The sequence below is a fragment of the Paenarthrobacter sp. 22069 genome, assembly GCF_052046035.1.
Taxonomy (GTDB): Bacteria; Actinomycetota; Actinomycetes; order Actinomycetales; family Micrococcaceae; genus Arthrobacter.
Map to the genome: position 1 here is coordinate 183,996 of NZ_JBQEQF010000007.1, position 24,502 is coordinate 208,497.

At 66.2% G+C, this 24,502-nt stretch carries 18 protein-coding genes; 6 read left to right on the plus strand and 12 right to left on the minus strand.

Features of this window, described 5'->3' with window-relative positions; all coding sequences use genetic code 11:
* Positions 1-18: 18 nt before the first annotated feature.
* The 4 genes from ACTJK0_RS07935 to ACTJK0_RS07950 form a co-directional block, all read right to left on the minus strand.
* Positions 19-399, minus strand: a complete 381-nt coding sequence (locus ACTJK0_RS07935; protein WP_110543117.1) for a GntR family transcriptional regulator — start codon at positions 397-399, stop codon at positions 19-21.
* Complete coding sequence (locus ACTJK0_RS07940; RefSeq protein WP_440744810.1) at positions 396-2,207, minus strand: ABC transporter ATP-binding protein; 1,812 nt, start codon at positions 2,205-2,207, stop codon at positions 396-398. Before ACTJK0_RS07940 ends, ACTJK0_RS07935 begins: the two co-directional genes overlap by 4 nt.
* The gene (locus ACTJK0_RS07945; protein WP_440744811.1) at positions 2,204-3,937 is read right to left on the minus strand and encodes an ABC transporter ATP-binding protein; all 1,734 of its coding nucleotides are present in this window, start codon (positions 3,935-3,937) and stop codon (positions 2,204-2,206) included. Before ACTJK0_RS07945 ends, ACTJK0_RS07940 begins: the two co-directional genes overlap by 4 nt.
* A 152-nt stretch (positions 3,938-4,089) precedes the next feature.
* Positions 4,090-4,869 carry a trans-aconitate 2-methyltransferase gene (locus tag ACTJK0_RS07950; protein ID WP_440744812.1) on the minus strand — a complete coding sequence of 260 codons (780 nt, stop codon included), beginning with the start codon at positions 4,867-4,869 and terminating at the stop codon, positions 4,090-4,092.
* Between the two features lie 97 nt (positions 4,870-4,966).
* Between ACTJK0_RS07950 and ACTJK0_RS07955 the strand changes: the two genes are divergently transcribed.
* The 3 genes from ACTJK0_RS07955 (at position 4,967) to ACTJK0_RS07965 (ending at position 9,460) form a co-directional block, all read left to right on the plus strand.
* Positions 4,967-7,510 carry a DEAD/DEAH box helicase gene (locus ACTJK0_RS07955; protein WP_110543123.1) on the plus strand — a complete coding sequence of 848 codons (2,544 nt, stop codon included), beginning with the start codon at positions 4,967-4,969 and terminating at the stop codon, positions 7,508-7,510.
* Between the two features lie 71 nt (positions 7,511-7,581).
* Positions 7,582-8,097, plus strand: a complete 516-nt coding sequence (locus ACTJK0_RS07960; protein ID WP_440744813.1) for an N-acetyltransferase family protein — start codon at positions 7,582-7,584, stop codon at positions 8,095-8,097.
* Entirely contained in the window at positions 8,090-9,460 is a 1,371-nt protein-coding gene (locus ACTJK0_RS07965; protein ID WP_440744814.1) for an alpha/beta fold hydrolase, read from the plus strand. The genes ACTJK0_RS07960 and ACTJK0_RS07965 overlap by 8 nt, the downstream gene beginning before the upstream one ends.
* Here ACTJK0_RS07965 and ACTJK0_RS07970 read toward each other — a convergent pair.
* The 4 genes from ACTJK0_RS07970 to coaE all read right to left on the minus strand — a co-directional run bounded on the left by ACTJK0_RS07970 (position 9,446) and on the right by coaE (position 15,688).
* Positions 9,446-10,837: an MFS transporter gene (locus tag ACTJK0_RS07970; RefSeq protein ID WP_440744815.1), complete on the minus strand. Its 1,392-nt coding sequence runs from the start codon at positions 10,835-10,837 to the stop codon at positions 9,446-9,448. The two genes, ACTJK0_RS07965 and ACTJK0_RS07970, sit on opposite strands and share 15 nt — an antisense overlap.
* Positions 10,838-10,968: 131 nt before the next feature.
* Positions 10,969-11,997 carry a TerC family protein gene (locus ACTJK0_RS07975; protein ID WP_440744816.1) on the minus strand — a complete coding sequence of 343 codons (1,029 nt, stop codon included), beginning with the start codon at positions 11,995-11,997 and terminating at the stop codon, positions 10,969-10,971.
* A 280-nt stretch (positions 11,998-12,277) separates the two neighbouring features.
* On the minus strand, positions 12,278-14,392 hold the full coding sequence (uvrB, locus tag ACTJK0_RS07980; protein ID WP_440744817.1) for an excinuclease ABC subunit UvrB: 2,115 nt from the start codon (positions 14,390-14,392) through the stop codon (positions 12,278-12,280).
* Between the two features lie 81 nt (positions 14,393-14,473).
* Entirely contained in the window at positions 14,474-15,688 is a 1,215-nt protein-coding gene (coaE, locus tag ACTJK0_RS07985) for a dephospho-CoA kinase (protein WP_440744818.1), read from the minus strand.
* Between the two features lie 61 nt (positions 15,689-15,749).
* Between coaE and ACTJK0_RS07990 the strand changes: the two genes are divergently transcribed.
* Together ACTJK0_RS07990 and ACTJK0_RS07995 are read left to right on the plus strand one after the other, a co-directional pair.
* On the plus strand, positions 15,750-16,439 hold the full coding sequence (locus tag ACTJK0_RS07990) for an IMPACT family protein (protein ID WP_440744819.1): 690 nt from the start codon (positions 15,750-15,752) through the stop codon (positions 16,437-16,439).
* A complete protein-coding gene (locus ACTJK0_RS07995) occupies positions 16,423-16,923 on the plus strand; it encodes a GNAT family N-acetyltransferase (protein WP_110543135.1) in 501 nt (166 codons plus the stop codon). Before ACTJK0_RS07990 ends, ACTJK0_RS07995 begins: the two co-directional genes overlap by 17 nt.
* A 140-nt stretch (positions 16,924-17,063) precedes the next feature.
* Here ACTJK0_RS07995 and rpsA read toward each other — a convergent pair whose 3' ends face one another.
* The 3 genes from rpsA to polA form a co-directional block, all read right to left on the minus strand.
* On the minus strand, positions 17,064-18,539 hold the full coding sequence (gene rpsA, locus ACTJK0_RS08000; protein WP_110543137.1) for a 30S ribosomal protein S1: 1,476 nt from the start codon (positions 18,537-18,539) through the stop codon (positions 17,064-17,066).
* Positions 18,540-18,780: 241 nt separating this feature from the next.
* Positions 18,781-20,079: a GNAT family N-acetyltransferase gene (locus tag ACTJK0_RS08005; RefSeq protein WP_440744820.1), complete on the minus strand. Its 1,299-nt coding sequence runs from the start codon at positions 20,077-20,079 to the stop codon at positions 18,781-18,783.
* A 78-nt stretch (positions 20,080-20,157) separates the two neighbouring features.
* The gene (gene polA, locus ACTJK0_RS08010; protein ID WP_440744826.1) at positions 20,158-22,800 is read right to left on the minus strand and encodes a DNA polymerase I; all 2,643 of its coding nucleotides are present in this window, start codon (positions 22,798-22,800) and stop codon (positions 20,158-20,160) included.
* A 217-nt stretch (positions 22,801-23,017) separates the two neighbouring features.
* On the opposite strand from polA, the gene ACTJK0_RS08015 reads away from it, so the two are divergent.
* Positions 23,018-23,479 carry a hotdog fold thioesterase gene (locus ACTJK0_RS08015; protein ID WP_440744821.1) on the plus strand — a complete coding sequence of 154 codons (462 nt, stop codon included), beginning with the start codon at positions 23,018-23,020 and terminating at the stop codon, positions 23,477-23,479.
* A gap of 6 nt (positions 23,480-23,485) precedes the next feature.
* Here the strand turns inward: ACTJK0_RS08015 and ACTJK0_RS08020 are convergent, their stop codons facing one another.
* Complete coding sequence (locus ACTJK0_RS08020) at positions 23,486-24,460, minus strand: IS481 family transposase (protein WP_440744822.1); 975 nt, start codon at positions 24,458-24,460, stop codon at positions 23,486-23,488.
* Positions 24,461-24,502: the final 42 nt, after the last annotated feature.

The following is a 24,502-nucleotide window of genomic DNA, read 5'->3' on the forward strand; positions in this document are numbered from 1 at the left end:
ACACCGACGGTTCCGCCGTCAGGGAACATCGTAGGCAGCAGCGAGGATCTTTACCGCTTCGGCGAAGCTGGCACCCTGGGATTTGGCGACGGCGGCATACGCGGCCGCAGCGGCGGACAGCCCGCCCAGCCGCTCATCACGGGCAGAGACGACCGTGCCGTTCCGCCCGCGGGTGGCGACGACGCCTGCCGCTTCCAGTTCCTTGTAGGCCCTTGCCACCGTATGCGGGGCGACGTCGAGTTTTTCTGCCAGTGCCCGCACGGCGGGGAGCCGGGCGCCCGGCGGCAGCCCGCCGTTGTCGGCCAATTGGATGATGTGCAGCCGCAACTGTTCGAACAGCGCCACGCTGCTGGCAGGGTTGGGCCGCCAGGATCCGGGAAAGTCACCGGTGCTGCTCACAGGCCTCCCTCCAGGACCCCGGCCCTGCCATCCCGTTCGGCGAATTGCGCGGTGTACAGCCGGGCGTAGTAGCTCTTGGCGGCGAGGAGGTTGGTGTGCGTGCCCTGCTCAACGATGCGTCCGTGGTCCATGACCAGAATTAGATCAGCGTTGCGGATGGTCGACAAACGGTGGGCGATCACGAAACTCGTCCGTCCGTGGCGGAGGCGCTGCATTGCCTGGCGGATGAGCAGTTCTGTCCTGGAGTCCACCGAGCTTGTGGCCTCATCCAGGATCAGCACGGCGCGTCCGGCCAGCTGCGCCCTGGCAATGGTGATGAGCTGCCGCTGCCCCTGGCTCAGTGGTTCGCCGCCGTTCTCAAGCACAGTCCCGTAGCCATGCGGCAGGGACCTGATGAAGCGGTCCGCGTAGGTCGCCTCGGCGGCGGCAACAATGGCCATATCCGGGGCGTCCGGCCGGCCGTAGGCGATGTTGTCCCGGATCGTCCCGGCAAATAGCCAGGAATCCTGGGGCACCACGGCGAACCTTGCCCGGAGCCGGTCGCGGGGAATGGCGGCGATGTCCGTCCCGCCGATGGTGATCCGGCCGGATGAAGGTTCCAGGAACCGCATCAACAGGTTGATGACGGTGCTCTTTCCCGCGCCCGTGTGTCCCACGATCGCTACGGCCTGGCCGGGTTCCACCGTGAAGCTGAGGTTCCTGACGGCGGGGACGGCTCCGGGGTAGCCGAAGGTGACGTCGTGGAAGACGATGCTGCCGGTTGGGGGTGCGCCGGCTGCCTGGCCGGGCGGCTCCTCCGGGTCTTCGCCGGCATCCAGGAGCACGAAGACCCGGGCCGCGGACGCCGCGCAGGACTGCATGACGTTCAGCAGCCCGCCTATCTGCCCCACTGGCTGGGTGAACAGGCGGCTGAACTGGATGAAGGCCTGGACTCCGCCAATGGTCATGGCGCCGGCGATGACCTGCAGCGCGCCGACAACGGCCACCGCAATGTAATTGAGGTTGGACAACAGCACCATCAGCGGCTGGACCACCCCGGCTGAATACTGGGCTTTGGCGGCGGCCCGGGCCAGCCGGCCGTTGCTGCGGCGGAAGACCTCGGCGGCCTGCGCCTGCTGTCCGAAGGCCTTGATCACCTCGTGCCCGCTGATGAACTCCTCGACGTACGCGTTGAGTTCGCCTGTCTCCTTCCATTGCCGGCCAAAATGCTCCTGGGACCGCCTGGCCACCGCCACGGTGATCCAGGTGGAGACGGGAACCGTGGCAATGGCGATGGCCGCGAGCAGCGGGGAGATCCACAGCATCATGGCCAGTGAACCGCACAGCATCAGCACCGACACGATCAGCTGCGTCAGGACCTGGTTGAGGGCCTGGGCGATGTTATCGATGTCGTTGGTGGCACGGCTCAGGACATCGCCGCGGGACCGTTCACGGAAATAGGTCGAGGGCAGGCGGTGCAGCTGCTCTTCAACCGAGGCACGCAGGCCGTACATAAGTCCCTGGACGGCCTGGGCCGTCAATGCCCCCTGGGCCCAGTTGAACAGGGAGGCGAAGACGTACATGACCGACACCCCGGCCAACAGGATGCCAAGCCGCTGGTCCAGGCTGCCTTGGAAGATGGCTTCCACCACCACGTCGGTGGCGTCGCCGAGATACTTCGGGGCGGCGACATTGAGGCCCGCGAAGGCGCAGGTGGCGGCTACCGCTCCCAGCATTTGAAGGCGGAAGGGACGCAGGAGGCCGAGGAGCCTCTTGGCGGTGGGCCAGAACAGGTGCGCGGTTTCCCCGGCCTCCTCCCCCGCCGTCACGGTGCGCCATCCAGGGCCAGCTGCGACTCGGCAATCTCACGGTAGGTGGCTGACGCTTCCAGCAGGTCCTGGTGCGTTCCCTGCGCAACAAGCCGGCCGCCGTCGAGGACCAGGATGAGGTCGGCATCCTCCACCGTGGCAATGCGCTCGGCCACCATGATCACCGTCGCGGCGGTTAGGACCTGGTCCAGGGCTTGCCGCAGCCTGGTGTCGGTGTCGTAGTCGAGGGAGGAGAAGCTGTCGTCGAAGAGGCAGAGGGGCGCCCTGCGCAGCAGTGCCCTGGCAATGCACAGCCGTTGCCGCTGACCGCCTGACAGGCTGGCCCCGCCTTGGCCTACCGGCGTGGCAAGCCCCAGGGGAAGGTCACGCATGAACCGCATGGTCTGCGCCGTTTCCAGCGCATCCCACAGTTCGTCGTCCGTGGCCTGGGGGGCCGCCATCCGCAAATTGTCGGCGATGGTCCCGGTGAACAGGTGCGAATGCTGGGGCACAACGGCCATGGCGGCACGGAGTTGGTCCAGGGGCACGTCCCTGATGTCGTGGCCACCCAGGGTGATACGGCCTGCCGTGGGGTCGAGGAACCGCGGAATGAGGTTGAGCAGCGTCGTCTTGCCGCTTCCGGTGGCGCCGACTATTGCCGTGGTGCTGCCGGGAGCCGCGGTGAAACTGATGTCCGCAAGAACGGGCGCTTCTGCCCCTGGATACGAGAAGGCGACGTCGTGGAACACCAACGGCGCCGGCCGGGCCGCCGCGTCCGGCATTGGCTGCTGCTTTGCCGGGGACGCACTGGTGACGGACGGGTCAGTGTCCAGGACCGCCTGGATGCGTTCGGCGCAGACCGCGGCGCGCGGCGCCGTCATTAATACGTACATGGCCATCATGATCGCCAGCAGGATCTGCATGATGTAGGCAATGAAGGCCGTGAGCGCCCCGAGGTTCATCAATCCCGCCTGGATCCGGTGGCCGCCGAACCACACCACGGCCACCGAACTCAGGTTCACCACCACCATGATCATTGGCAGCATCCCGGCCACCATGAGGGCGGACTGGAGATTGTTGGCGGTGAGGCCCGCGTTGGTGGTGGCAAACCGCCGCGCTTCATGCCGCTGGCGCACGAAGGCGCGGATGACGTCCACGCCTATGATCTGCTCACGCAGGATTCCGCCCGACCGGTCCAGCAGGTCCTGGCCCTCGCGGTACAGCGGAATCAGCCGGCGGACGATCAGGTACATGATCAGCAGGAGCAGGGGCACGACGGCGATCACCACCACGGACAGCGCCACGTCCTGCTGGAGGGCAAGCACGATGCCGCCAACCCCCATGGCCGGCCCTGCGAAGAGCATGGTGAAGACCAGCACGGCGAACGCCTGGATCTGCTGGACGTCATTCGTGGCGCGGGTGGTCAGGCTTTGGGTACCAAACAGGGCCACGTCCTGCGAGGACAGTGATTGGATCCGGCTAAAAACCTCCGCCCGCAGGCGATGCCCGATCCGCACGGCGACGACGGCGCCGAGGTAACCTGCCGCGATGGCGGCCGCCGCCTGGACTACTGCCACGACGGCCATGAGGGCGCCGAGCCGGGAGATCACCTCAGGTTTGCCCGCAACGATGCCCTCGTCGATGATGGCGGCGTTCAGGGTGGGCAGCAGCAGGTTGGCGCCGGCCTGGAGCAGTTGGAGGAGAAGGATCACGCCTACGCCCGCGTACTGCCCTTTGAGCTGCCGCTTCATGAGTCCGACCAGCAAGATACCCCCTGTGATGCCTACGGCCGAAGAGGGGGCCAGCGGCATGACCCCTCAACCAGTGGCCATTGTAAGCCACATCACTTTTCTTCGCTGTCAAGGCGTGTGACTCGCCGGGAAACCCATTAGGTGCGGGGTTGTTATTCCAGCTTGCGGCCTACTGCGAAGATCCTGCGGAAGGGAAAGATGGTTCCGTGGGCGCCGGGTGGATATGCCTTCCGCAACGCGGCTGCGTATTCGGTTTCGAACTGCTTGGCGTCCTCCCCGCCAAGTGCCGCCATGACGGGCCGCAGCGCCGTGCCCCGGACCCATTCCAGGACGGGATCAGGTCCCGCCAGGACCTGTTGGTAGCTGGTTTCCCAGGCGTCCGCGGCGCATCCGGCGTCCAACAGGATGTCCAGGTAGTCCGCTGGTTCTCCCACCGATTCTGTACCCCGCAGCACGCCGTCGAGCTTTTCCGACCAGCGGTCCGAAGCCGCGATGGACCGCATCAGGGCGTGGGAGGGGGCGTTGAAGTTTCCCGGCACCTGCATGGCAAACCAGGCTCCGGGCCGCAGCGCAGCCAGCCACTTCCGCATCATTTCCTGGTGGCCGGGTACCCACTGCAGGGCGGCGTTGCTCACCACAACGTCGATCCTGGAATCAGGCATCCACGCGGCGATATCAGCCTGCGTGAACTGGAGGGCGGGAAGGTCCGCTGCCAGGGGCGCGGCCTTGGCAAGCATCTCCGCGGATGAATCGATGCCCTGGATGGCAGCCCCGGGCCACCGTTCCGCCAGCGTCGCCGTGAGGTTTCCCGGTCCGCAGCCGAGATCCACCACGCGTGCGGGCGCGGCGGCATGGATCCGGGCCGTGAGGTCGAAGAAGGGCCGGTCCCGGTAATCACCGAACTGGACATACTTTGTGGGGTCCCATTTCATGATCTTCTCCAGGTTCTGACGCGCTCCGGGCCAAGCCGTAGCCTAACGCGGCCGGAAGGCTGAATGCGCCCGCAACGTGGCACTAAGGTTGAAGTCAATGAAACTCGTTGACCAGCTGACCGACCTGCACGCTCCCAACCCGGCCGGCGCCGTCGACCCGGACGCCCTGTACACCCAGTTCGTTGAGTGGACGGAAAGCCGGGGCATTACCCTGTACCCGGCCCAGGACGAGGCCATCCTGGAACTGGCAACGGGAGCGAACGTCATCCTGGCAACTCCCACCGGGTCCGGGAAGTCCCTGGTGGCCATCGCCGCGCACTTCCAGGCCATGGCCCACGGACGGCGCAGCTACTACACGGCGCCCATCAAGGCCCTCGTGTCCGAAAAATTCTTCGCACTCTGCGACATCTTCGGCGCGGAAAACGTTGGCATGATCACTGGCGACTCCGGGGTCAACCAGGACGCGCCCATCATTTGCTGCACGGCGGAGATCCTGGCAAACACCGCCCTGCGTGAAGGGGCTGCTGCTGAGCTGGGCGCGGTGATCATGGACGAGTTCCACTTCTACTCCGACCCGCAGCGCGGCTGGGCGTGGCAGGTCCCCCTGCTGGAACTTCCCCAGGCCCAGTTCCTCCTGATGTCCGCCACACTCGGCGATGTGACCCGGTTCGAGGAGGGGCTGACGGCGCTGACCGGCCGTGCCACTGCCACGGTGAGTTCAGTCGAGCGCCCCATCCCGCTGCACTACTACTACCAGCAGACTCCCGTCCACGAGACTCTGGAAGAGTTGCTGTCTACCCGCCAGGTACCCGTCTACGTGGTGCATTTCAGCCAGCTTGAGGCGATCGACCGCGCGCAGAACCTGATGAGCATCAACGTCTGCACCCGGGAGGAAAAGGACAAGATCGCCGAGTTGATCGCCAACTTCCGGTTCGCCGCCGGATTCGGCAAGACGCTCAACCGGCTGGTGCGCCACGGGATCGGCGTCCACCATGCCGGGATGCTGCCCAAGTACCGCCGGCTCGTGGAGCAGCTCGCGCAGGCGGGCCTGCTCAAGGTCATCTGCGGCACGGACACCTTGGGTGTGGGCATCAACGTGCCCATCAGGACGGTGCTGCTCACGGCGTTGAGCAAGTATGACGGCGTCCGCACCCGTCTGCTGAACCCGCGTGAGTTCCACCAGATCGCGGGCCGTGCCGGCCGGGCCGGCTATGACACTGCGGGAACCGTGGTGGTGCAGGCTCCCGAGCACGTGATCGAGAACGTGAAGGCGATGGCGAAGGCCACCGCCAAGTTCGGGGACGACCAGAAGAAGCTGCGCCAGGTAGTGAAGAAGAAGCCGCCGGAGGGCTTCGTGTCCTGGGGCGAACCGACCTTCAAACGGCTGGTCGAATCCGTCCCCGATCCGCTGACGTCCAGTTTCACGGTGACGCACGCCATGCTGATGAACCTCATGGAACGGCCCGGTGATCCTTTCGCGGCGGCGCGGCGGCTGCTCACCGAAAACCACGAACCGCGCGCTTCCCAGCTGCGGCTGATGAAGAAGGCGCTGGGAATTTACCGGGAACTGCTGGCGGCGGAAGTGATCGAACGCATCCCGCCGGAAGAGCAGGGCGCCGACGGCCGCACCGTCAGGCTGACCGTGCATCTGCAGCCGAACTTCGCCCTGAACCAGCCGCTGTCCCCCTTCGCGCTTGCTGCGCTGGACCTCCTCGACCCGGAGTCGCCGTCGTACGCCCTTGACGTGGTGTCCGTGATCGAGGCGACCCTGGAGAAACCGCGGCAGATCCTGTCGGCCCAGCAGAAGAAAGCCCGCGGCGAGGCCATCGCGGCCATGAAGGCAGACGGCATCGACTACGACCAGCGGATGGCCATGCTGGACGAGGTTACCTACCCGCAGCCGCTCGCCGGGATCCTCGGCGAAGCGTTCGAGGTGTACCGGAAGGCCGCCCCGTGGGTGGGCGACTTCGAACTCGCGCCTAAGTCGGTGGTCCGCGACATGTATGAGCGCGCGATGAATTTTGGCGAGTTCGTCCAGTTCTATGGCCTGGCCCGCTCCGAAGGGATCGTGCTCCGGTACCTTGCCGATGCTTTCAAGGCGCTGCGCCAGACGGTGCCGCAGGACATGCTCCGCGAGGACCTGGCGGACCTGACCGCCTGGCTGGGCGAATTGGTGCGCCAGGTGGACTCCAGCCTCCTGGACGAGTGGGAGGAACTGACCTCCGGGGCAGCACCCACGCCGCACGATGCACCGCCGCCCCCGCCGCCGTCGCTCACATCCAACATCCGGGCGTTCCGGGTGATGGTGCGCAACGAGATGTTCCGCCGGGTGGAACTCTTCGCGGACGAGGACGCCACCGCGCTGGGAGAGCTCGACGGCGGCTCGGGCTGGGACGCCGACCGGTGGGAAGATGCCCTGGACGGCTACTTCGACGAACACGACGATATCGGGACCGGACCGGACGCACGCGGACCGGGGCTGCTGATCATCACCGAAGAACCCGGCCACTGGAAGGTGCGCCAAATCTTTGATGATCCGGCAGGCCACCACGACTGGGGAATCTCGGCGGAGGTGGACCTGGCGGACTCCGACGCCACCGGAACCGCCGTGGTCAGGGTCACCGGCGTCAACCGCCTGTAGCCCCGGGCGCGGCCGGCTTCCTGGGCGGCGGCTTCCTGTATGCCGGCTTCGCCGAAGGTAAGCTCGGAACCATGAGTGTAATCCGCCCCGCAACCCGGCAAGACGTGCCCGCCATCCTCCGAATGATCCACGAACTGGCACGTTACGAGAAGGAACCTGACGCCGTCCGGAACACCCCCGGAATGCTGGAGCAGGTGCTCTTTGGCAACAACCCCCGCGTGTTCGCGGCCATGGCTGGGAACGAGGCCGGCGACGTCCAGGGCTTCGCACTGTGGTTCCTGAACTACTCAACCTGGGAGGGCGTGCATGGAATCTACCTGGAGGACCTGTACGTCAGCCCGGAAGCCCGCGGCGAAGGCCACGGCAAGGCCCTGCTGCAGCACCTTGCCGCGATCGCCGTCGAGAACGGGTACGCGCGCGTGGAATGGAGCGTGCTGGACTGGAACGAGCCCTCCATCAATTTCTACCGCCGCCTGGGCGCCCGCCCGATGGACGGCTGGTCCACCTTCCGGCTGACGGGCGAGGCGCTGGACCAGTTCGGCCGGGCTGAGTCCAACAGTTCCTTGCCTGCCGCTTCCCGTGGCTGACACTCCGGTGGCCCGGCCGGTTCAAGCCGGGCATGAAATCCGCGCCGGGCATGAAATCAGGGCCAGGCATGAGTTCCGTGGCGTGCGCACCGTGGAGCACTACTTCACGGTGCCCTTGGACCATTTCGGCCAGCCGGCGGGCGGGAAGCCGGCGGAAAGCATCACTGTGTTCGCCCGCGAGTACGTCTCCGCGGCCCACAGCGAGGAGGCCGCCGCGCGGCTGCCCTGGCTCCTGTTCCTGCAGGGCGGCCCCGGCGGGCGCGGCAACAGGTGGGGTTCCCTGGGCGGCTGGAGCAAAGCCGCTGCCCAGGATTTCCGCATCCTCATGCTGGACCAGCGCGGCACCGGACTCTCCACCCCCATCGACCGCAGGACCCTGCCCGGCCGCGGGTCGCCTGCCGAACAGGCCGCCTACCTGGAGCACTTCAGGGCGGATTCGATCGTGGCGGACGCGGAGCTGATCCGCGGCGTCCTTGAATCGCCGCCCTGGACCGTCTACGGCCAGAGTTACGGCGGCTTCTGCGCCTTGACGTACCTGTCCTTCGCACCCGGAGGGCTGCGCGAAGCGCTCATCACCGGCGGCCTGGCCCCGCTCACCGGCAGCGCGGATGAGGTCTACCGGGCCACCTACCAGCGGGTGGCGGCCCGGAATGAAGAGTACTTCGGCTGGTATCCCGAGGACCGTGACACCGTGGAGCGGATCGCCCGGCACCTGCGGACCATCCCGGAATTCCTGCCCGACGGCGAACGCCTCACCGTGGAGCGGTTCCAGATGGCAGGGGCCTACCTGGGCGGAAACACCCGCGTGGACAGCCTCCACTACTTGCTGGAGGATGCCTTCGCAGCAACAGCGGAAGGTCTCCGGCTGTCGGATACGTTCCTGGAACAGCTCCATGGCGTGGTCTCGCGCCGGTCCAATCCGCTGTACGCGCTGATGCACGAATCCATCTACGGGCAGGGCCAGGCCACCAACTGGTCGGCCTGGCGGGTTCTCGCCGAAAACCCCTTGTTCCGCCCGGACACGGAGCCGCTGCTCCTGACGGGCGAGATGGTGTATCCGTGGTACTTCGAGCAGGACCCCGCCCTGAAGCCGCTGCAGGAAGTGGCGGACCTGGTGGCCGGCAAGGAGGACTGGAAACCGCTCTACGATCCGCAGGTGCTTGCCGCCAACTCCGTTCCCGTGGCCGCGGCCGTCTATTCGGACGATATCTACGTTGACCGGGATCTTTCCCTCCGGACGGCGGCAGCGGTCCGCGGGCTCCAGGTCTGGGAGACCGCCGACTTCCACCATGACGGGATTGCCGACGACGGCGAAAGGATCTTTGCCCGCCTGCTCGGCATGGCGCGTTCAGGCAGCCGCTGACCGCCGGTTCGAGGTACGGGCCACGACGGCGGCGGCCAGGACTGCGGCTCCAATGGCCCCGCCGAGAAGGTTCAGGCCCAGATAGCCCGCAAATCCGAGGACCAACCCGGAGAAAGCCCCGCCGACGGCTCCCGCGGCGCCCATCAGCATGTCCGAAGCGCCCTGCACCGCCACCCGGACGTCCTGGCCCACGCTGTCGGCCAGCAGGGTGGAACCCGAGATGGTGGCCGCCGACCAGCCCATGCCCAGCAGCACCAGTCCCACTGCCACCCCGGCGGTGGACGACTGCCCAAATCCGGCGATGGCCACCGCTGCTACCAGCACAATGAATCCGATGATGATGGTCTCCACCCTGCCGGCCCGGTCAGTCAGCCACCCCATGACCGGCGAGAGGGCGAACATCCCGGCGATGTGCAATGAGATCGTGAAACCAATGATCACCAGCACGTCCCCTTCAGCAATGTGCCCGGCGTGGGGCCCTGGTCCTTCCACCAGGTGCTGAAGGTGCAGGGGCGTCATGGACATGACGCCGACCATCACCGCGTGGGCGGCCACTACCGCGGACACGGCGAGCAGCGCCATCCGTGAGCCACGGATGGCCCGGAGTGCGCGGCCCAGGGATCCCCGGTCGGCCGCCGTGGCGGGCGGGACGCCGCCGGCTGGTTCCGTAGGTGCGCCGGGCACCGCCGCCGGGTTCGCCGGGGCAGTCGGGAGGATGTCGGGGAAGGCATGGCCGGCCGCTGCCAGCCGGCGCGCCAGCAGCAGGGGGTCAGGGCGAAGGCCGGCGTACACGAGGACGGTGGCGATGAGGAGTCCGGCGCCCGAGATGACGAACGGGCCGGCGATGGGCGGGAGGCCCAGCGCGGTCCCGACGGCGGTCCCGGGCTGGATCAGGTTGGGTCCGGCCACGGCGCCGACGGTCACTGCCCAGACAACGGTGGACAGCGCCCGGCCGCGGTGCCCGGCCGCAGCGAGATCGACAGCCGCGAACCTTGCCTGCAGGCTGGCTGCCGTTCCCACGCCGATTCCGGCGGCCCCCAGGACCAGCAGGATGAAGAGGCCGCTGACGACGGCCAGCACCATGAAAACTGCCCCTGCCAGGGCTGCCGAGAGGCCTGCCACCTGCCCGGCCCGGCGGCCGTGCCGTTCAGCCAGTGCGGCCAGCGGAAGTGCTGCGGCTGCTGCCCCCAGGGTCATGACGGTGGCGACGGAGCCCGCCCAGGCGCTGGAACCGGAGAGTTCCACAGCCAGGATGGAACCGATGGACACGGTCGATCCCGTACCGAGTCCTCCGAAGACCTGGGCCAGGCTCAAGAGCACAATGGTGCGCCGCTGCACCTGGGCCACGCCCTGTTCTTCAACCAGTGTGCGGGCCATGATCCGAGCATAGTCCTGTGCGCTTGACTGCCACAGGGGTTCCACACCCCTGGGCCCGATCGGAGCTTTAAACGGGACATCCCGGCCGCCCTGCGGCCGGGATGTCCCGTGTGCAACAGCGAAGTTCGGACCTATTCGACGTCGCTGTGGCTCTTGCGGACATCTTCCTCGAGCCGCGGATCGACCTTGGCGAGCTGGGCCTTGGAGCTGAGCAGGCTGGCGACGACGGCAATGATGATGGTGCCGACGATTACGCCGAGAGATACGTAGGTCGGGATCTCGGGCGCCCACTCGATGTGGCTGCCGCCGTTGATGAAGGGCAGTTCGTTGACGTGCATGGCGTGCAGGACAAGCTTGATGCCGATGAATGCGAGGATGACCGACAGGGCGTGCTTCAGGTAGATCAGCCGGTTCATCAGGCCGCCGAGCAGGAAGTACAGCTGGCGCAGGCCCATCAGGGCGAACAGGTTGGCCGTGAAGACGATGAACGGGCTCTGGGTCAGGCCGAAAATGGCCGGAATGGAATCCACGGCGAACAGCAGGTCGGTGAGGCCGATGGTGATGAAGACGATCACCATGGGGGTGAACACCTTCTTGCCGTTCACCGTGGTCCTCAGCTTGCCGCCGTCGAACCTTTCGGACATGGGAATGACTTTGCGGATCCTGGCGATCAGCGGGTTCTCGCGGTCTTCTTCCTCTTCGCCCTCGTCCTGGGCCTGCTTCCAGGCAGTCCACAGCAGGAACGCGCCGAAGATGTAGAACACCCAGCTGAACTGTTCGATGACGATGGCGCCGAGCATGATGAAGATGCCGCGCAGGATAAGGGCGATGATGATGCCCACCATCAGCACTTCCTGCTGGTATTTCCGCGGTACCGAGAACCGGGCCATGATGATGATGAACACGAACAGGTTGTCGATGCTGAGGCTGTATTCCGTGACCCAGCCGGCCACGAACTGGCTCCCGAATTCTGCGCCCGTGAAGGCGAACATGGCACCGGCGAACGCCATGGCCAGGGCGACGTAGAAGGCCACCCAGAGGCCGGCTTCCTTCATGGACGGTTCGTGCGGGCGCCGGACCACCAGGAGGAGATCGGTCAGGAGGATGAGGCCGAGGACGACGAACGAGCCGACCTCGAACCATACGGGCAAATCGGGCACAGGGAAGCCTTTCGCAGGGTACACAAAAACGGTGTAAGTCTCTCCGGCCTGCCTGTGCACTTGGTGCTGATGTGGCGGCCCGCTACGCCCGGCGGGGCAACTGTGCCCTGCGTGTTGACGATCGTAGCGCTTGGGATACTCCCCTACGTGCTTTTAACTGTACCCCAGCGCGGTGGAGATCCGCGCCCGCCCACGCCGGGAAAGCACGACGGCGGCACCCCACCCGGGGTGCCGCCGTCGCCTTGGTAGGCCCCAGCTTCGCGGGCCCAAAGGATGCGTGTCAGGCGTGGCCTGCCGCCTGCATCTGGCGGAGTTCCTTCTTCAGTTCGCTGACCTCGTCGCGGATCCGGGCGGCAACCTCGAACTGCAGTTCGGCTGCCGCTCCGTGCATCTGCTCGGTCAGCTGTTCGATGAGGCCCACGAGGTCCTCTGCCGGGGCCGCCGCGAGGCCGTCCGAACGGACCTTCGCAGCACCCTTCTTGGCCCCGGCCTTGGTTGTCCCGGTGATCCCGCGCTTGCCCTTGCCGTAGTCGAAGCTGCCCAACAGCGCATTGGTGTCCGCGTCCTCGCGTGCCAGCTGGTCCGTGATGTCCGCGATCTTCTTGCGAAGCGGCTGCGGGTCCACGCCGTGTTCCTTGTTGTACGCCACCTGGATGGCCCGGCGGCGGTTGGTTTCGTCGATGGCGTTGGCCATGGAGTCGGTGATCCGGTCCGCGTACATGTGCACCTGGCCGGACACGTTGCGGGCGGCACGGCCAATCGTCTGGATCAATGAGGTGGAGGACCGAAGGAAGCCTTCCTTGTCCGCATCCAGGATGCTCACCAGCGAGACCTCGGGAAGGTCCAGGCCCTCGCGGAGCAGGTTGATGCCCACCAGGACATCGAAGCTGCCCAGCCGCAGTTCCCGGAGCAGTTCCACGCGCCGCAGCGTGTCCACGTCCGAGTGCAGGTACTCCACCCTGATGCCGTGGCCCAAGAGGTAGTCTGTCAGGTCCTCTGCCATGCGCTTGGTCAGGGTGGTGACCAGGACGCGTTCATCCTTCTCCACGCGGGTGCGGATTTCGCCCAGGAGGTCGTCGATCTGCCCCTTGGTGGGTTTGACGATCACTTCGGGGTCGATCAGGCCGGTGGGGCGGATGATCTGCTGGACGAAGCCGTCGGCCTTGCCGAGTTCGTACTTGCCGGGGGTGGCGGAAAGGTAGACGGTCTGGCCGATCCGTTCCAGGAACTCGTCCCATTTCAGCGGCCGGTTGTCCATGGCCGAGGGCAGCCGGAAGCCGTGGTCCACCAGGGTCCGCTTGCGGGACATGTCCCCTTCGTACATGGCGCCGATCTGGGGAATGGTGACGTGGGATTCGTCCACCACCAGCAGGAAGTCGTCCGGGAAGTAGTCCAGGAGGCAGTGCGGCGCGGATCCGCCGGGACGGCCGTCGATGTGGCGGGAGTAGTTCTCGATGCCGTTGCAGAAACCCATCTGCTGCATCATTTCCAGATCGTAGGTGGTGCGCATGCGCAGCCGCTGTGCCTCCACCAGCTTGTTCTGGCCTTCCAGCACGGCAAGCCGCTCTGCGAGCTCGTCCTCGATGGTCTTGATGGCGCGGCCCATCCGCTCCGGCCCGGCGACGTAGTGCGAGGCCGGGAAGACGTACATTTCCGTTTCCTCGCGGATCACGTCGCCCGTGACCGGATGCAGGGTATAGATGTTTTCCACCTCGTCACCGAAGAACTCGATCCGCAGGGCGAGTTCCTCGTACATGGGGATGATCTCCACGGTGTCACCGCGGACGCGGAACGTGCCGCGGTGGAAGTCCATGTCGTTGCGTGCGTACTGCATGGAGACGAACTTCCGCAGCAGGTGGTCCCGGTTCATCTCCTGCCCCTTACGGAGCGTGACCATGCCGGCGATGTACTCTTCCGGCGTACCCAGGCCGTAGATGCAGGACACGGTGGCCACCACGATCACGTCCCGGCGCGTTAACAGCGCGTTCGTGGCGGAGTGGCGGAGCCGCTCCACTTCCTCGTTGATGGAGGAGTCCTTCTCGATGAAGGTGTCCGTCTGGGGAACGTAGGCCTCGGGCTGGTAGTAGTCGTAGTAGGAAACGAAGTATTCCACCGCGTTGTTGGGCAGCAGCTCCCGGAATTCGTTGGCCAGCTGCGCGGCGAGGGTCTTGTTCTGCACCATCACCAGGGTGGGGCGCTGGACCTGTTCTATGAGCCAGGCCGTGGTGGCACTTTTACCTGTACCCGTGGCACCGAGCAGCACTACGTCCTTCTCGCCGTTGTTGATGCGCTCGGTCAGCTCCGCGATGGCGGCCGGCTGGTCACCTGCGGGCTTGAATTCACTGATGACTTCAAAGGGCGCTACAACACGGTTGATTTCCTGCGCAAGGCTCATGGATCTAATTTACAGCCGGGCACCGACACTGGACGGCCCCTTCCGTTACAGGCGAACAGCCGCCGCCGTTCGGGGTGCTGTTCAGGACGGGTACGACGGCGGCTCCCACCTGACTGCCTCCGCCCAGGTCGACATCAGCGGCCAGGCGACATCGGTGAACCAGGGTTCCTTGGCGTCCGCATATGCCCGGGTGGTCTCCGAGCCGGCGAAGCGGGCTGCGAGGTCCGCCTTGTGCGCTTCGTAAAGCCGACGCGCGGAGGGATCGTTCCGCAGCCAGTCGCGGAACATGAGGGCGTAACGCCAGCCGGCTGACCCTGCGGGCCGGACATGCACATTCACGGCCCGGCACGGGTCCGCGTTGGCATGGAACCGCTTCAGCCATTGGGACGGGTCGGGTGCGTCCGGCTTCAGCGTGTCCGACCCCATGCCCCGGACCTGCGGGAACCCGGCGGCGGTGAGGAGCGGCGCCAGCGTTTCGGCGGCCTCCAGGTCCGGCACCGCAACCTGCAGGTCGATGACGTCCTTGGCAGCCAGGCCGGGAACGGACGTGGAACCTATGTGGTCCACCGCCAGGATGAGGTCCGGCGCCGCCGCCACCAGCCGCGCCCCGATCCTGGCTGCCTGCGCGGCCCACTCCCCACGGTGCGGTTCCAGCACCGGTCCCCCCTGCCGTGGTGCGCGTGTCCCGGCAGCGAGGTTGTGGGCGAACGGCACCAGCCGCGCGTCCCAGAGCCTGTCCACCTGGTCCAGGAGGTGCTGCAGGGTACTGGAGTTGTCGAGGACGACGTCGGCGGCGGCCAGGCGGTCATGGCGCGAGGCCTGGGCGGCCATCCGGGAATGCGCCGCTTCAGGTGTCATCCCGCGGATCACCAGCATGCGCTGAAGCCGCACATCGTCAGGCGCGTCCACCACGACCACGAGGTGGAAGGCCGCGCCCTGTCCTGTCTCCACCAGGAGGGGAATGTCCTGGACCACCACAGCGTCCTGGCCTGCCGCAGCCGTGATGGCTGCGGCCCGGGCACGCACCAAAGGGTGGACGATCGCGTTAAGCGCAGAAAGGCGTTCCGGGTTGCCGAACACCGCCTCCCCAAGCCGCGGGCGGTTAAGCCGTCCGTCGTCGTCGAGCATCCCGGGACCGAACTCCGCGACGATGCGGTCCAGCCCCTCAGTTCCAGGCTCCACCACCTCCCGGGCCAGCGCGTCGGCGTCCACCAGCACGCCGCCGCGTTCCTTCAGCCGCGCAGCCACCACCGATTTTCCTGAGGCGATCCCGCCCGTCAATCCGATCTTCAGCACCCCCCCACCCTACTGAACGGGTGGTGGCAATCAGCCCACCGGAAGCACTTAGACTGGGCGGGTGCAAGATCACGACAGCCGGGCAACCGCCTACACCACGCTGGCTGTGGGGACGGACTTCCGGCACGAACTTGAGGTTAAGCGCTCCAGGTTCATCACGGTCCTGCGCAGGGCCGGCACGGAAGATGCCGCCAGGGACCTCGTGGCCGGCCTGCGCCGCGAGTTCCACGACGCCCGCCACCACTGCTCCGCTTTCGTCATCGGCGCGGACCGGACCGTCCAGCGTTCCAGTGACGACGGCGAACCCGCCGGCACCGCCGGCATTCCGATGCTTGAAGCCCTGCTGAAGCGCGAAACGGCGCCCGGGGTGAGCGACCTCAGCGACGTCAGTGCCGTCGTCGTGCGTTATTTCGGCGGTGTCCTGCTCGGCGCAGGCGGGCTGGTCCGCGCCTATTCCGAATCCGTGTCCACCGCGCTGGACCTCGCACCCCTGGTCCGCCGCAGCAGGCTGCGGATCTGTTCCATGGCAGTACCACATGCCGAGGCTGGGCGGCTGGAAAACGACCTGCGGGCCGCCGGTACGGTCATGGCGGAAACCAGCTACCAGTACCGGCATGCGGTGCTGCGGATTGCCGTGCCGGACGAGGCAGCCGCCATTGCCGCAGCAGCCGACCGGATCCTGCAGTTGACGGCAGGATCCACCACCCTCACTCCCGGGGGAACGGATTGGGTGGATGAATCCGTTGGCTGAAGTCAGCCTGGTGGACGTGGACAAGGCAGTGGCGGACCAACTGCTGGCGCTGGCCAAATGCGATGCCTCCCCCGATGAGGTCGCTCCCCCGCTGGGCGGGCCCGGCTGGAACCTTGAACGCACGGCCTGGTTCTTCAGTTACCACTCCGCCGCGGCTGCAGGGCTGGACGGACCAGCTGCGGAAAAATCGTGGGCCGTCTTCAGTGGCCATGACATTGCAGGTTCCATCCGCCTGAAGCGCGACAGCGCCGCCCTGATCGCCACGGCGGAAACGGGGATATGGCTCGGCCGGAGTTTCCGCTCCCGCGGCATCGGCGGCGCCGCGCTCGGCCTTGTCCTGGCCGAAGCCCGGCGGGCGGGCCTGAAACGCGTCACCGCCCGCACCCTGGCCGGAAACAGCAGCGCCCAGCGGCTGCTCGCAGCTGCCGGGGCGGCACTGAGGCACGACGCCGACGGAACAATTGTCGCCGTCGTCGACCTTTAGCCGCGGCGGCAGCAAACGCGCCGGCGCGGCATCAGTGAGCCACGGGCTTTCCACACCAAGCACACCGCGTTAAAGCACAGCGGGCCCCCGCTTTCGCAGGGGCCCGCTGTGTCAGCCCGGAGAATCCGGACCGGTGGCAATTAGTTGCCGGTCAGCTTCTCGCGCAGGGCAGCAAGTGCCTCGTCCGAAGCCAGGGTGCCGGCACCGGTGTCGGTGGCAGCAGGCTCCGAGGAGTAGCTGGTGGCGCCGGAATCGCCGTCACCGGAGGTTGCGGCAGCAGCATCGTCGGCAGCGTGCTGGGCAACCTGCTTCTTGTGGGCTTCCCAACGGGCCTGGGCGTCAGCGTACTGCTGCTCCCAAGCGGCGCGCTGGTTCTCGTAGCCCTCGAGCCATTCGTTGGACTCGGGGTCGAAGCCCTCGGGGTACTTGTAGTTGCCCTCTTCGTCGTACTCTGCGGCCATGCCGTACAGAGCGGGATCGAATTCGGTGCTGTCGGCGTCGACGCCCTCGTTGGCCTGCTTGAGGGACAGCGAGATGCGGCGGCGCTCGAGGTCGATGTCGATGACCTTGACGAACAGTTCGTCGCCAACGGACACAACCTGCTCGGCCAGTTCAACGTGGCGCACGGCGAGCTCGGAGATGTGGACCAGGCCTTCGATGCCGTCTTCGACGCGAACGAACGCACCGAACGGAACCAGCTTGGTGACCTTACCCGGAACAACCTGGCCCAGCGCGTGGGTGCGGGCGAAGGTCTGCCACGGATCTTCCTGCGTAGCCTTGAGCGACAGGGAGACACGCTCGCGGTCCAGGTCCACCTCGAGAACCTCGACGGTGACTTCCTGGCCAACCTCGACAACCTCGGACGGGTGGTCGATGTGCTTCCAGGACAGCTCGGAAACGTGAACCAGGCCGTCTACGCCGCCCAGGTCCACGAAGGCACCAAAGTTGACGATGGAGGAAACAACGCCGGGACGGACCTGGCCCTTTTCCAGCTTGTTGAGGAAGGTGGAGCGGACCTCGGACTGGGTCTGCTCGAGCCATGCACGGCGGGACAGAACAACGTTGTTGCGGTTCTTGTCCAGTTCGATGATCTTGGCTTCGATCTGCTGGCCGATGTACGGAGCCAGGTCGCGCACACGGCGCATCTCGACGAGGGATGCGGGCAGGAAGCCGCGCAGGCCGATGTCGAGGATAAGACCACCCTTGACAACCTCGATGACGGTACCGGTGACGACACCGTCTTCTTCCTTGACCTTCTCGATGTCGCCCCAGGCACGCTCGTACTGAGCACGCTTCTTGGAGAGGATCAGACGGCCTTCTTTGTCTTCCTTGGTGAGCACCAGGGCTTCGACCTGATCGCCAACGGAGACGACGTCTCCGGGGTCAACGTCGTGCTTGATGGACAGCTCGCGGGAGGGGATGACACCTTCGGTCTTGTAACCGATGTCGAGCAGGACTTCATCGCGGTCGACCTTGACGACGGTACCTTCGACGAGGTCTCCGTCGTTGAAGTACTTGATGGTGGCGTCGACAGCTGCGAGGAAGTCCTCAGCGGTACCGATGTCGTTAATGGCGACTACGGGGGTACCGGGCTTCTCGGTGGAGGTGATGGTCATGTAGTAGGGGCTCCGTTGTGGATAGTTAGTCGGTCAGGCAAACCGGCGCGCCCGCGTTATGGAACGCAGGCGCGATTCGCGGTGAATCCGACGGATCCTCCGGGTCATCCTGATTTTGTGGATTACTTTCTTGATGCAGCCCTCAAAGGACCGCAAGTGCGTGCACGTGGTACAAGCCTGTTCATTCTAGTCGCTGCCGGCAAGGAGGGTCAAAGCGGGGGCGGAGTGGCTGCCACCGTGGCTAGAAGTGGGTCAGGCAGTGGGTGGCGCGTTCCACCGCAAACATCTGCCTGGCCTGGAATGCTGCCCCGGGCGTTGCCTCACCGATGGTGCCGGCCGCCTTGAGCGTCACGGGACAGACCCCGCCCAGATAGATGGAGGACAATCCCGCGACGTCCATGGCAAGGTCCGGCGGTGTGCCCTGGGGCAGAAGTCCGACGCCGGCCTGGCCGGCGTCGACGTCCAGGGCAAAGGTTCCAGCGGTCAGGCCAAGCGGATCACCCACGTGGAGGACCAGTCTGCCGTCCGCAGGGTAGTGCCGGGCTTCCAGCGCCTTTTTGACGTCGAGGATGCGAAGCCACAGCATGTCGCGGCTGTCGGATGCGTCAATGCAGCGCGGATCCGTCAGCGCCCAGGCCAGGGGGTCGTCCACAGGTGCTTCGTTCCAGGTGACGCGGTCCACCAGGTCGATGGCACCGAGGTACTGCCAGAGCTCAAGGTAGGCGTGGTCCGTGGCGGCCACAAGGTCCACCACTTCCACCGTGGCAGGAGTGGTGTCCCAACCGGCAAACCTGTACGAAACATAGCCGTCCACGTCGCCGTTGGGCCCATAGTGCAGCGCGGCCTTGACGGCCGGGTCCTCCTTGCCTTCCCGGTTCAAGGACCCCGATGCCAGGAGCCAGTACCATTCCTGCCGGCCCAGCGAACCGGGTGTGTGGCGGTGCACCCGGTCGAAGACTTTGGGGGCAACCTCGAGCAGGACTTTGGGGTCCGCCACCTCCACGGCACCCGTGGCCTGGTGCCGGAGGCTGAACCGGGCGGTCGTGTCCACCTTGACGGACCGTTCCAGGCTGGCGACGCCGTAACCGAAGCGCCCGTAGATACTGCCCTCGGAGGCGGTCAGGGCCGCCACCCCGATGCCGTCATCCCTGGCCGCCTGCAGGTCCTCCGTCATCATGCGGCGCAGGAGTCCCCGCCGGCGGTGCGACGTGCGGACAGTTACGGCGGTGACCATCTGGGCTTCGAGCATGCGGCCAAAGCCAACGTTGAGGGTCTTCCGGAACGTTCCAAAGGTGGCCACGGGAACCTCAGCCGGGAGCGAGTGCTGCGCTACCGTGGCTGCCTGGTAGGCACCCGTGAAGATCCTTCCGTCCCTCTGGTACGTTGCCATGGACCGTGCCACGTGGTCGGCGCTGCGCGTGGCATCGTGGAAACCAAAGGCAACAGCACGGGCCCAGGCCGCCGCGGCCGCATACCCCTCGCCACCCTCGGCCACTGCTGGAAAGCGCCGGATTTCATAGTTCCCGCTCAGATCACCCATTTACCTGAGCCTAGTCAATGGATCCGGCACCTGACCAGCAAAAACGCTCCAGGGGAGGGCAGGGTATGCCAGGCGCCGTCAGTGTCCGGCGTCGTACCAGCTGGGTCCCACGCCGATCTGGACTTCAAGGGGCACGCTGAGGTCCGCGGCCGCTGCCATCTGGTCGGTCACCAGCTTCTCCACGGCGGCCCGCTCCCCCGCCGCCACTTCCAGGACCAGTTCGTCGTGGACCTGGAGGAGCATACGGGACTTCAGGCCCTGCGCGTGCAACTCGGCGTGGACTCCCAGCATGGCGCGCTTGATGATGTCCGCGGCCGACCCCTGGATGGGGCTGTTCAACGCGATCCGCTCCGCGTTTTCCCGCAGCTGCCGGTCGGTGCTGGTGAGGTCCGGCAGGTAGCGGCGGCGCCCCTCGATGGTGGCCGTGTAGCCGTCCACCCTGGCCTGGTCCACCACTCCCCGAAGATAGTCGCGGACGGCGCCGAAGCGGTCGAAGTAGTCCTTCATGAGGGTGCGGGCCTCGTCCACGGAAATCTCCAGCTGCTTTGACAGGCCGAAGGAGGTCAGCCCGTAGGCCAGGCCATAGGACATGGCCTTGACCTTGGAGCGCATGGCGCTGGTGACCTGGTCCGTGGGGACGTGGAAGATGTTGGACCCGACGAAACGGTGCAGGTCCTCGCCGTCCTTGTACGCCTGGATCAGGCCCTCGTCACCGGAGAGGTGCGCCATGATGCGCATCTCGATCTGCGAATAGTCCGCGGACAACAGGCATTCGTAGCCGTCGCTGACCACGAAGATGCCGCGCACGCGGCGGCCTTCCTCGCTGCGGATGGGGATGTTCTGCAGGTTGGGGTTGTTGGACGAGATGCGGCCGGTGGCGGCCACGTTCTGGGCGTAAGTGGTGTGGATGCGGCCGTCCTCCGCCACGGACTTCTTCAGGGACTCGATCATCTGCCGCAGCTTGGCGGCCTCGCGGTGCGCCATGAGCTGCACCAGGAACTCGTGCCCGGTCTTCTCCAGCAGGTTCTTCAGTGACGCGGCGTCCGTGGTGTAGCCGGATTTGATTTTCTTGGTCTTGGGGAGCTGAAGTTCGTCGAACAGGACGGTTTGCAGCTGCTTGGGCGAGCCGAGGTTGACCTCGTGGCCGATGGCGGCGAAGGCCTGTTCCTGCGCCTGGTCGATGACCCGGGCGAGGTCGGCAAGCTGATCCTCCATCTTGTCCATGTCGATGGCGATGCCGGCAAGCTCCATGTCCCCCAGGACACGGCTGACCGGCAGTTCAAGCGTGGACAGCAGCTCCTCCGCACGGCGTTCCTTGAGCTCACCCTCGAAGAACCGGCTGAGCGCCAGCACCACGGCACCGGCCTGCACCAGGGCGTCAGCCGCCGCGGTGTCATCGCCGTCGAAGGACAGTTCCAGTTGCCCTGCCTTCGCCGTGGCGGCCGGAATACCGACGTTGAGGTGGTGCTGGGCGAGCTCGGCCAGCTCATAAGTGCGCCGGTCGGGCTCGATGAGGTAGCCGGAGATGGAGGTGTCGTCCACCACGCCCTCCAGCTCCAGGCCGCGGGCCGTCAGTGCCTTCAGCGCAGCCTTGAAGCCGTGCATCACCTTGGGCGCCTCGGCGTCGCGCAGCCAGGCGGCAAGGACGTTCTCCGTCTCGGCGTCCTGGCCGGCGAGGTCAACGTAAACGGCGGCGTCTGTCCTGACGATTGCGATGGCGGCAGCGTCCTCGCCGATGCGTCCGGGTACGAGGTCGACGGCGACGGCGGACCGCTGCCCGGCACCCGCGGCCAGGAAGGCCGCCAGCTCGGCGGCAGTGGCCGGCGTGCTGTAGGCGGGGGTGTCGATGCTCTCGCGCTCCGCGGCCGGGGTGTCCGCCTCACCATAGAGGGCGAACAGCCGCCCGCGGATGGCCTTGAACTCCAGCTGGTCGAAGAGGTCTTCCATCGCCGCCTGGTCGGGCCGGGGCTGGTAGAGGTCCTCCAGGGTGACGGGGAGGTCAAGATCGGTGTGCAGCTGGTTCAGCCGCCGGTTTCGCTTAACGGCGTCGACGTTCCCCCGGAGGGCGTCGCCCACTTTGCCGCCGATGGAGTCGAGATGTTCCAGGACGCCTTCGAGGCCGCCGTACTGGTTGATCCATTTGGCTGCGGTCTTTGGCCCGACCCCGGGCACACCCGGCAGGTTGTCAGCGGTTTCGCCCACCAGGGCGGCGAGATCGGAGTAACGGGACGGGCTGACGAAGTATTTGGCTTCGATGGCGGCGGCGTCCATGCGCGGTATGTCGCTGACGCCCTTCCGTGGGTACAGCACGAACACGTTGTCGGTGATGAGTTGGAAGGCATCACGGTCGCCGGAGACCAGCAGTACCTCGAAGCCGGCCTTATCGCCCATGGCGGCAAGCGTGGCCAGGATATCGTCGGCCTCGTAGCCGGGCATCTTGATGGTCTTGATGCCCCATGCCTCCATAACCTGCGCGATGAGGTCGATCTGGCCGCTCATTTCGCGGGGAGTTTCATTCCGGCCGCCCTTGTACTCGCTGTACTCGGTCTTCCGGTGGGTGGATTCGTCAGAGACGTCGAACGCGACCGCGATGTGTGTGGGCTGCTGCTCCTTGATGAGGTTGATCAGCATGGAGGTGAAGCCGTGAATGGCATTGGTGTGCTGGCCGTTGGCGGTGGAGAACTTGTCCGCCGGGAGCGCGAAGAACGCACGGAACGCCATGGAGTGGCCGTCCAGGACCAGCAGGCGCGGCTGGCCGGTGATGGGGATGACGGGGGCTTCCGTAGCGGAAACAGACCCACCGGCAGTGGGATTGGCGGCCTTGGCGGCAGGCGTGGGGGCGGCGGACGAGTGCTGCACGGCAGCTTCCTCATCAATGGCCTGGGACGGGAAGGGGGCCGGTTTGGTTGTTTCACTCACAGGTGCCAGCCTAGTTGCCATGACTGACAATTTCACGCCGGGCGCTTTCGCCGAAGAACTGGCTGCTGCCGGTATTCCCGACCACATGCACGGCTGGCTGGGCCGCTTCGGTGTCGGCGCGCTGGTTGTCAAAATGGGGATCCGCTTCCTGGAGATGAGCCCGGAACGGACCGTTGCCACCATGCCGGTGAAGGGCAATACGCAGGTGGCAGGGATTCTTCACGGCGGCGCCCACGTCGTCCTCGCCGAAACACTGGGGTCCTTCGCCGCCGGGATGCACGCCGGCCCCGGGCGCCACGCCGTGGGCATCGAGGTTAACGCCACACACCACCGGTCCATCAGCAGCGGCAGTGTGACCGGTACGTGCACGGCGATCCATCTGGGCCGGACCCTGACGACCCACGAAATCGTCATGACGGATGAGCAGGGGCGGCGTCTTTCCACGGCACGGATCACCAACATGCTCCGCGACAACGCCTAGGTGTACTCAGCCAGTAGGTTGGTTGCACCTGCTGATGGGTGGTTTGCCTCCGAGGCTGCCGTGCGGCCGGTGGTTGTTGTAGAAGTTTAGCCAGGGCTGCAGCGCGTCGGTGCGGGCCTGGTTGGATGTGAAGGGTTGGCGGTAGGCCCAGCATTCCTGGAGGGTGCGGTTGAAGCGTTCTGCTTTGCCGTTCTGCCAGGGATGGCGGGGTTTGATCAGGATATGTTTGGCACCCAAAGCAGCCAAGGCGTCCTGGAAGTCGCGGGAGAGCCGGTAGGCGAAGGCGTTGTCGGTCATGACACGCCGGACGGGTGCGCCGTTCGCTGCCATGGCGGCGGCGGCCCGGGTGAGGAACCCGGCGCAGGTCGGGCCTTTCTCGTCGGGCAGGACCTCGGCGTAGGCGAAGCGGGTGTAGTCGTCCACGGCGACGTGGACGTAGTCAAAGCCCATCCTCTGATGCGACTTGCGGTGGTTTGCCGCGCTCTGGGAAGGGTCGGCCCGCCACCCCCCGCCGTCAGGGATCCGGCCAAGTTTCTTGACATCGATATGGATCATGTCCCCTGGGGCGTCTCGTTCGTAGCGGCGGTCGGTAGCCCGGGACGCGCGGATCCGTTCCCCGGTCACCGGGTCCAGATCCCACAACCTGGGCATGCCCGCCCTGGCCAAAATCCGGGAGACCGTCCGGGCGCTCGTGCGGCAGCGCAAAGCCAGGTCCGTTGGCCCTTCGCGGTGCTCCACGCGCTGGGTCAGGACATCGGCAACGACTTCCGCCGAGGTGGCGTGGGGGCAGGATCTTGGTCGGGAGCTGCGGTCCTCGAGGCCGTCCCAGCCGTGGGCACGGTACCGGCTGAGCCAGCGGTGCGCGCAAGTCCGCGAGATGCCCATTTCCTTCGCCACGTGAGCGACGGGACGGCCGGCGAGGACGCGCTCGACGAGGATCCGCCTACCATTCGGAGTCAGACGGGCATTACGGTGAGACATGAGGACCTCTTAGTCGTTGGCTGTGTGTGGTAACCACCAACC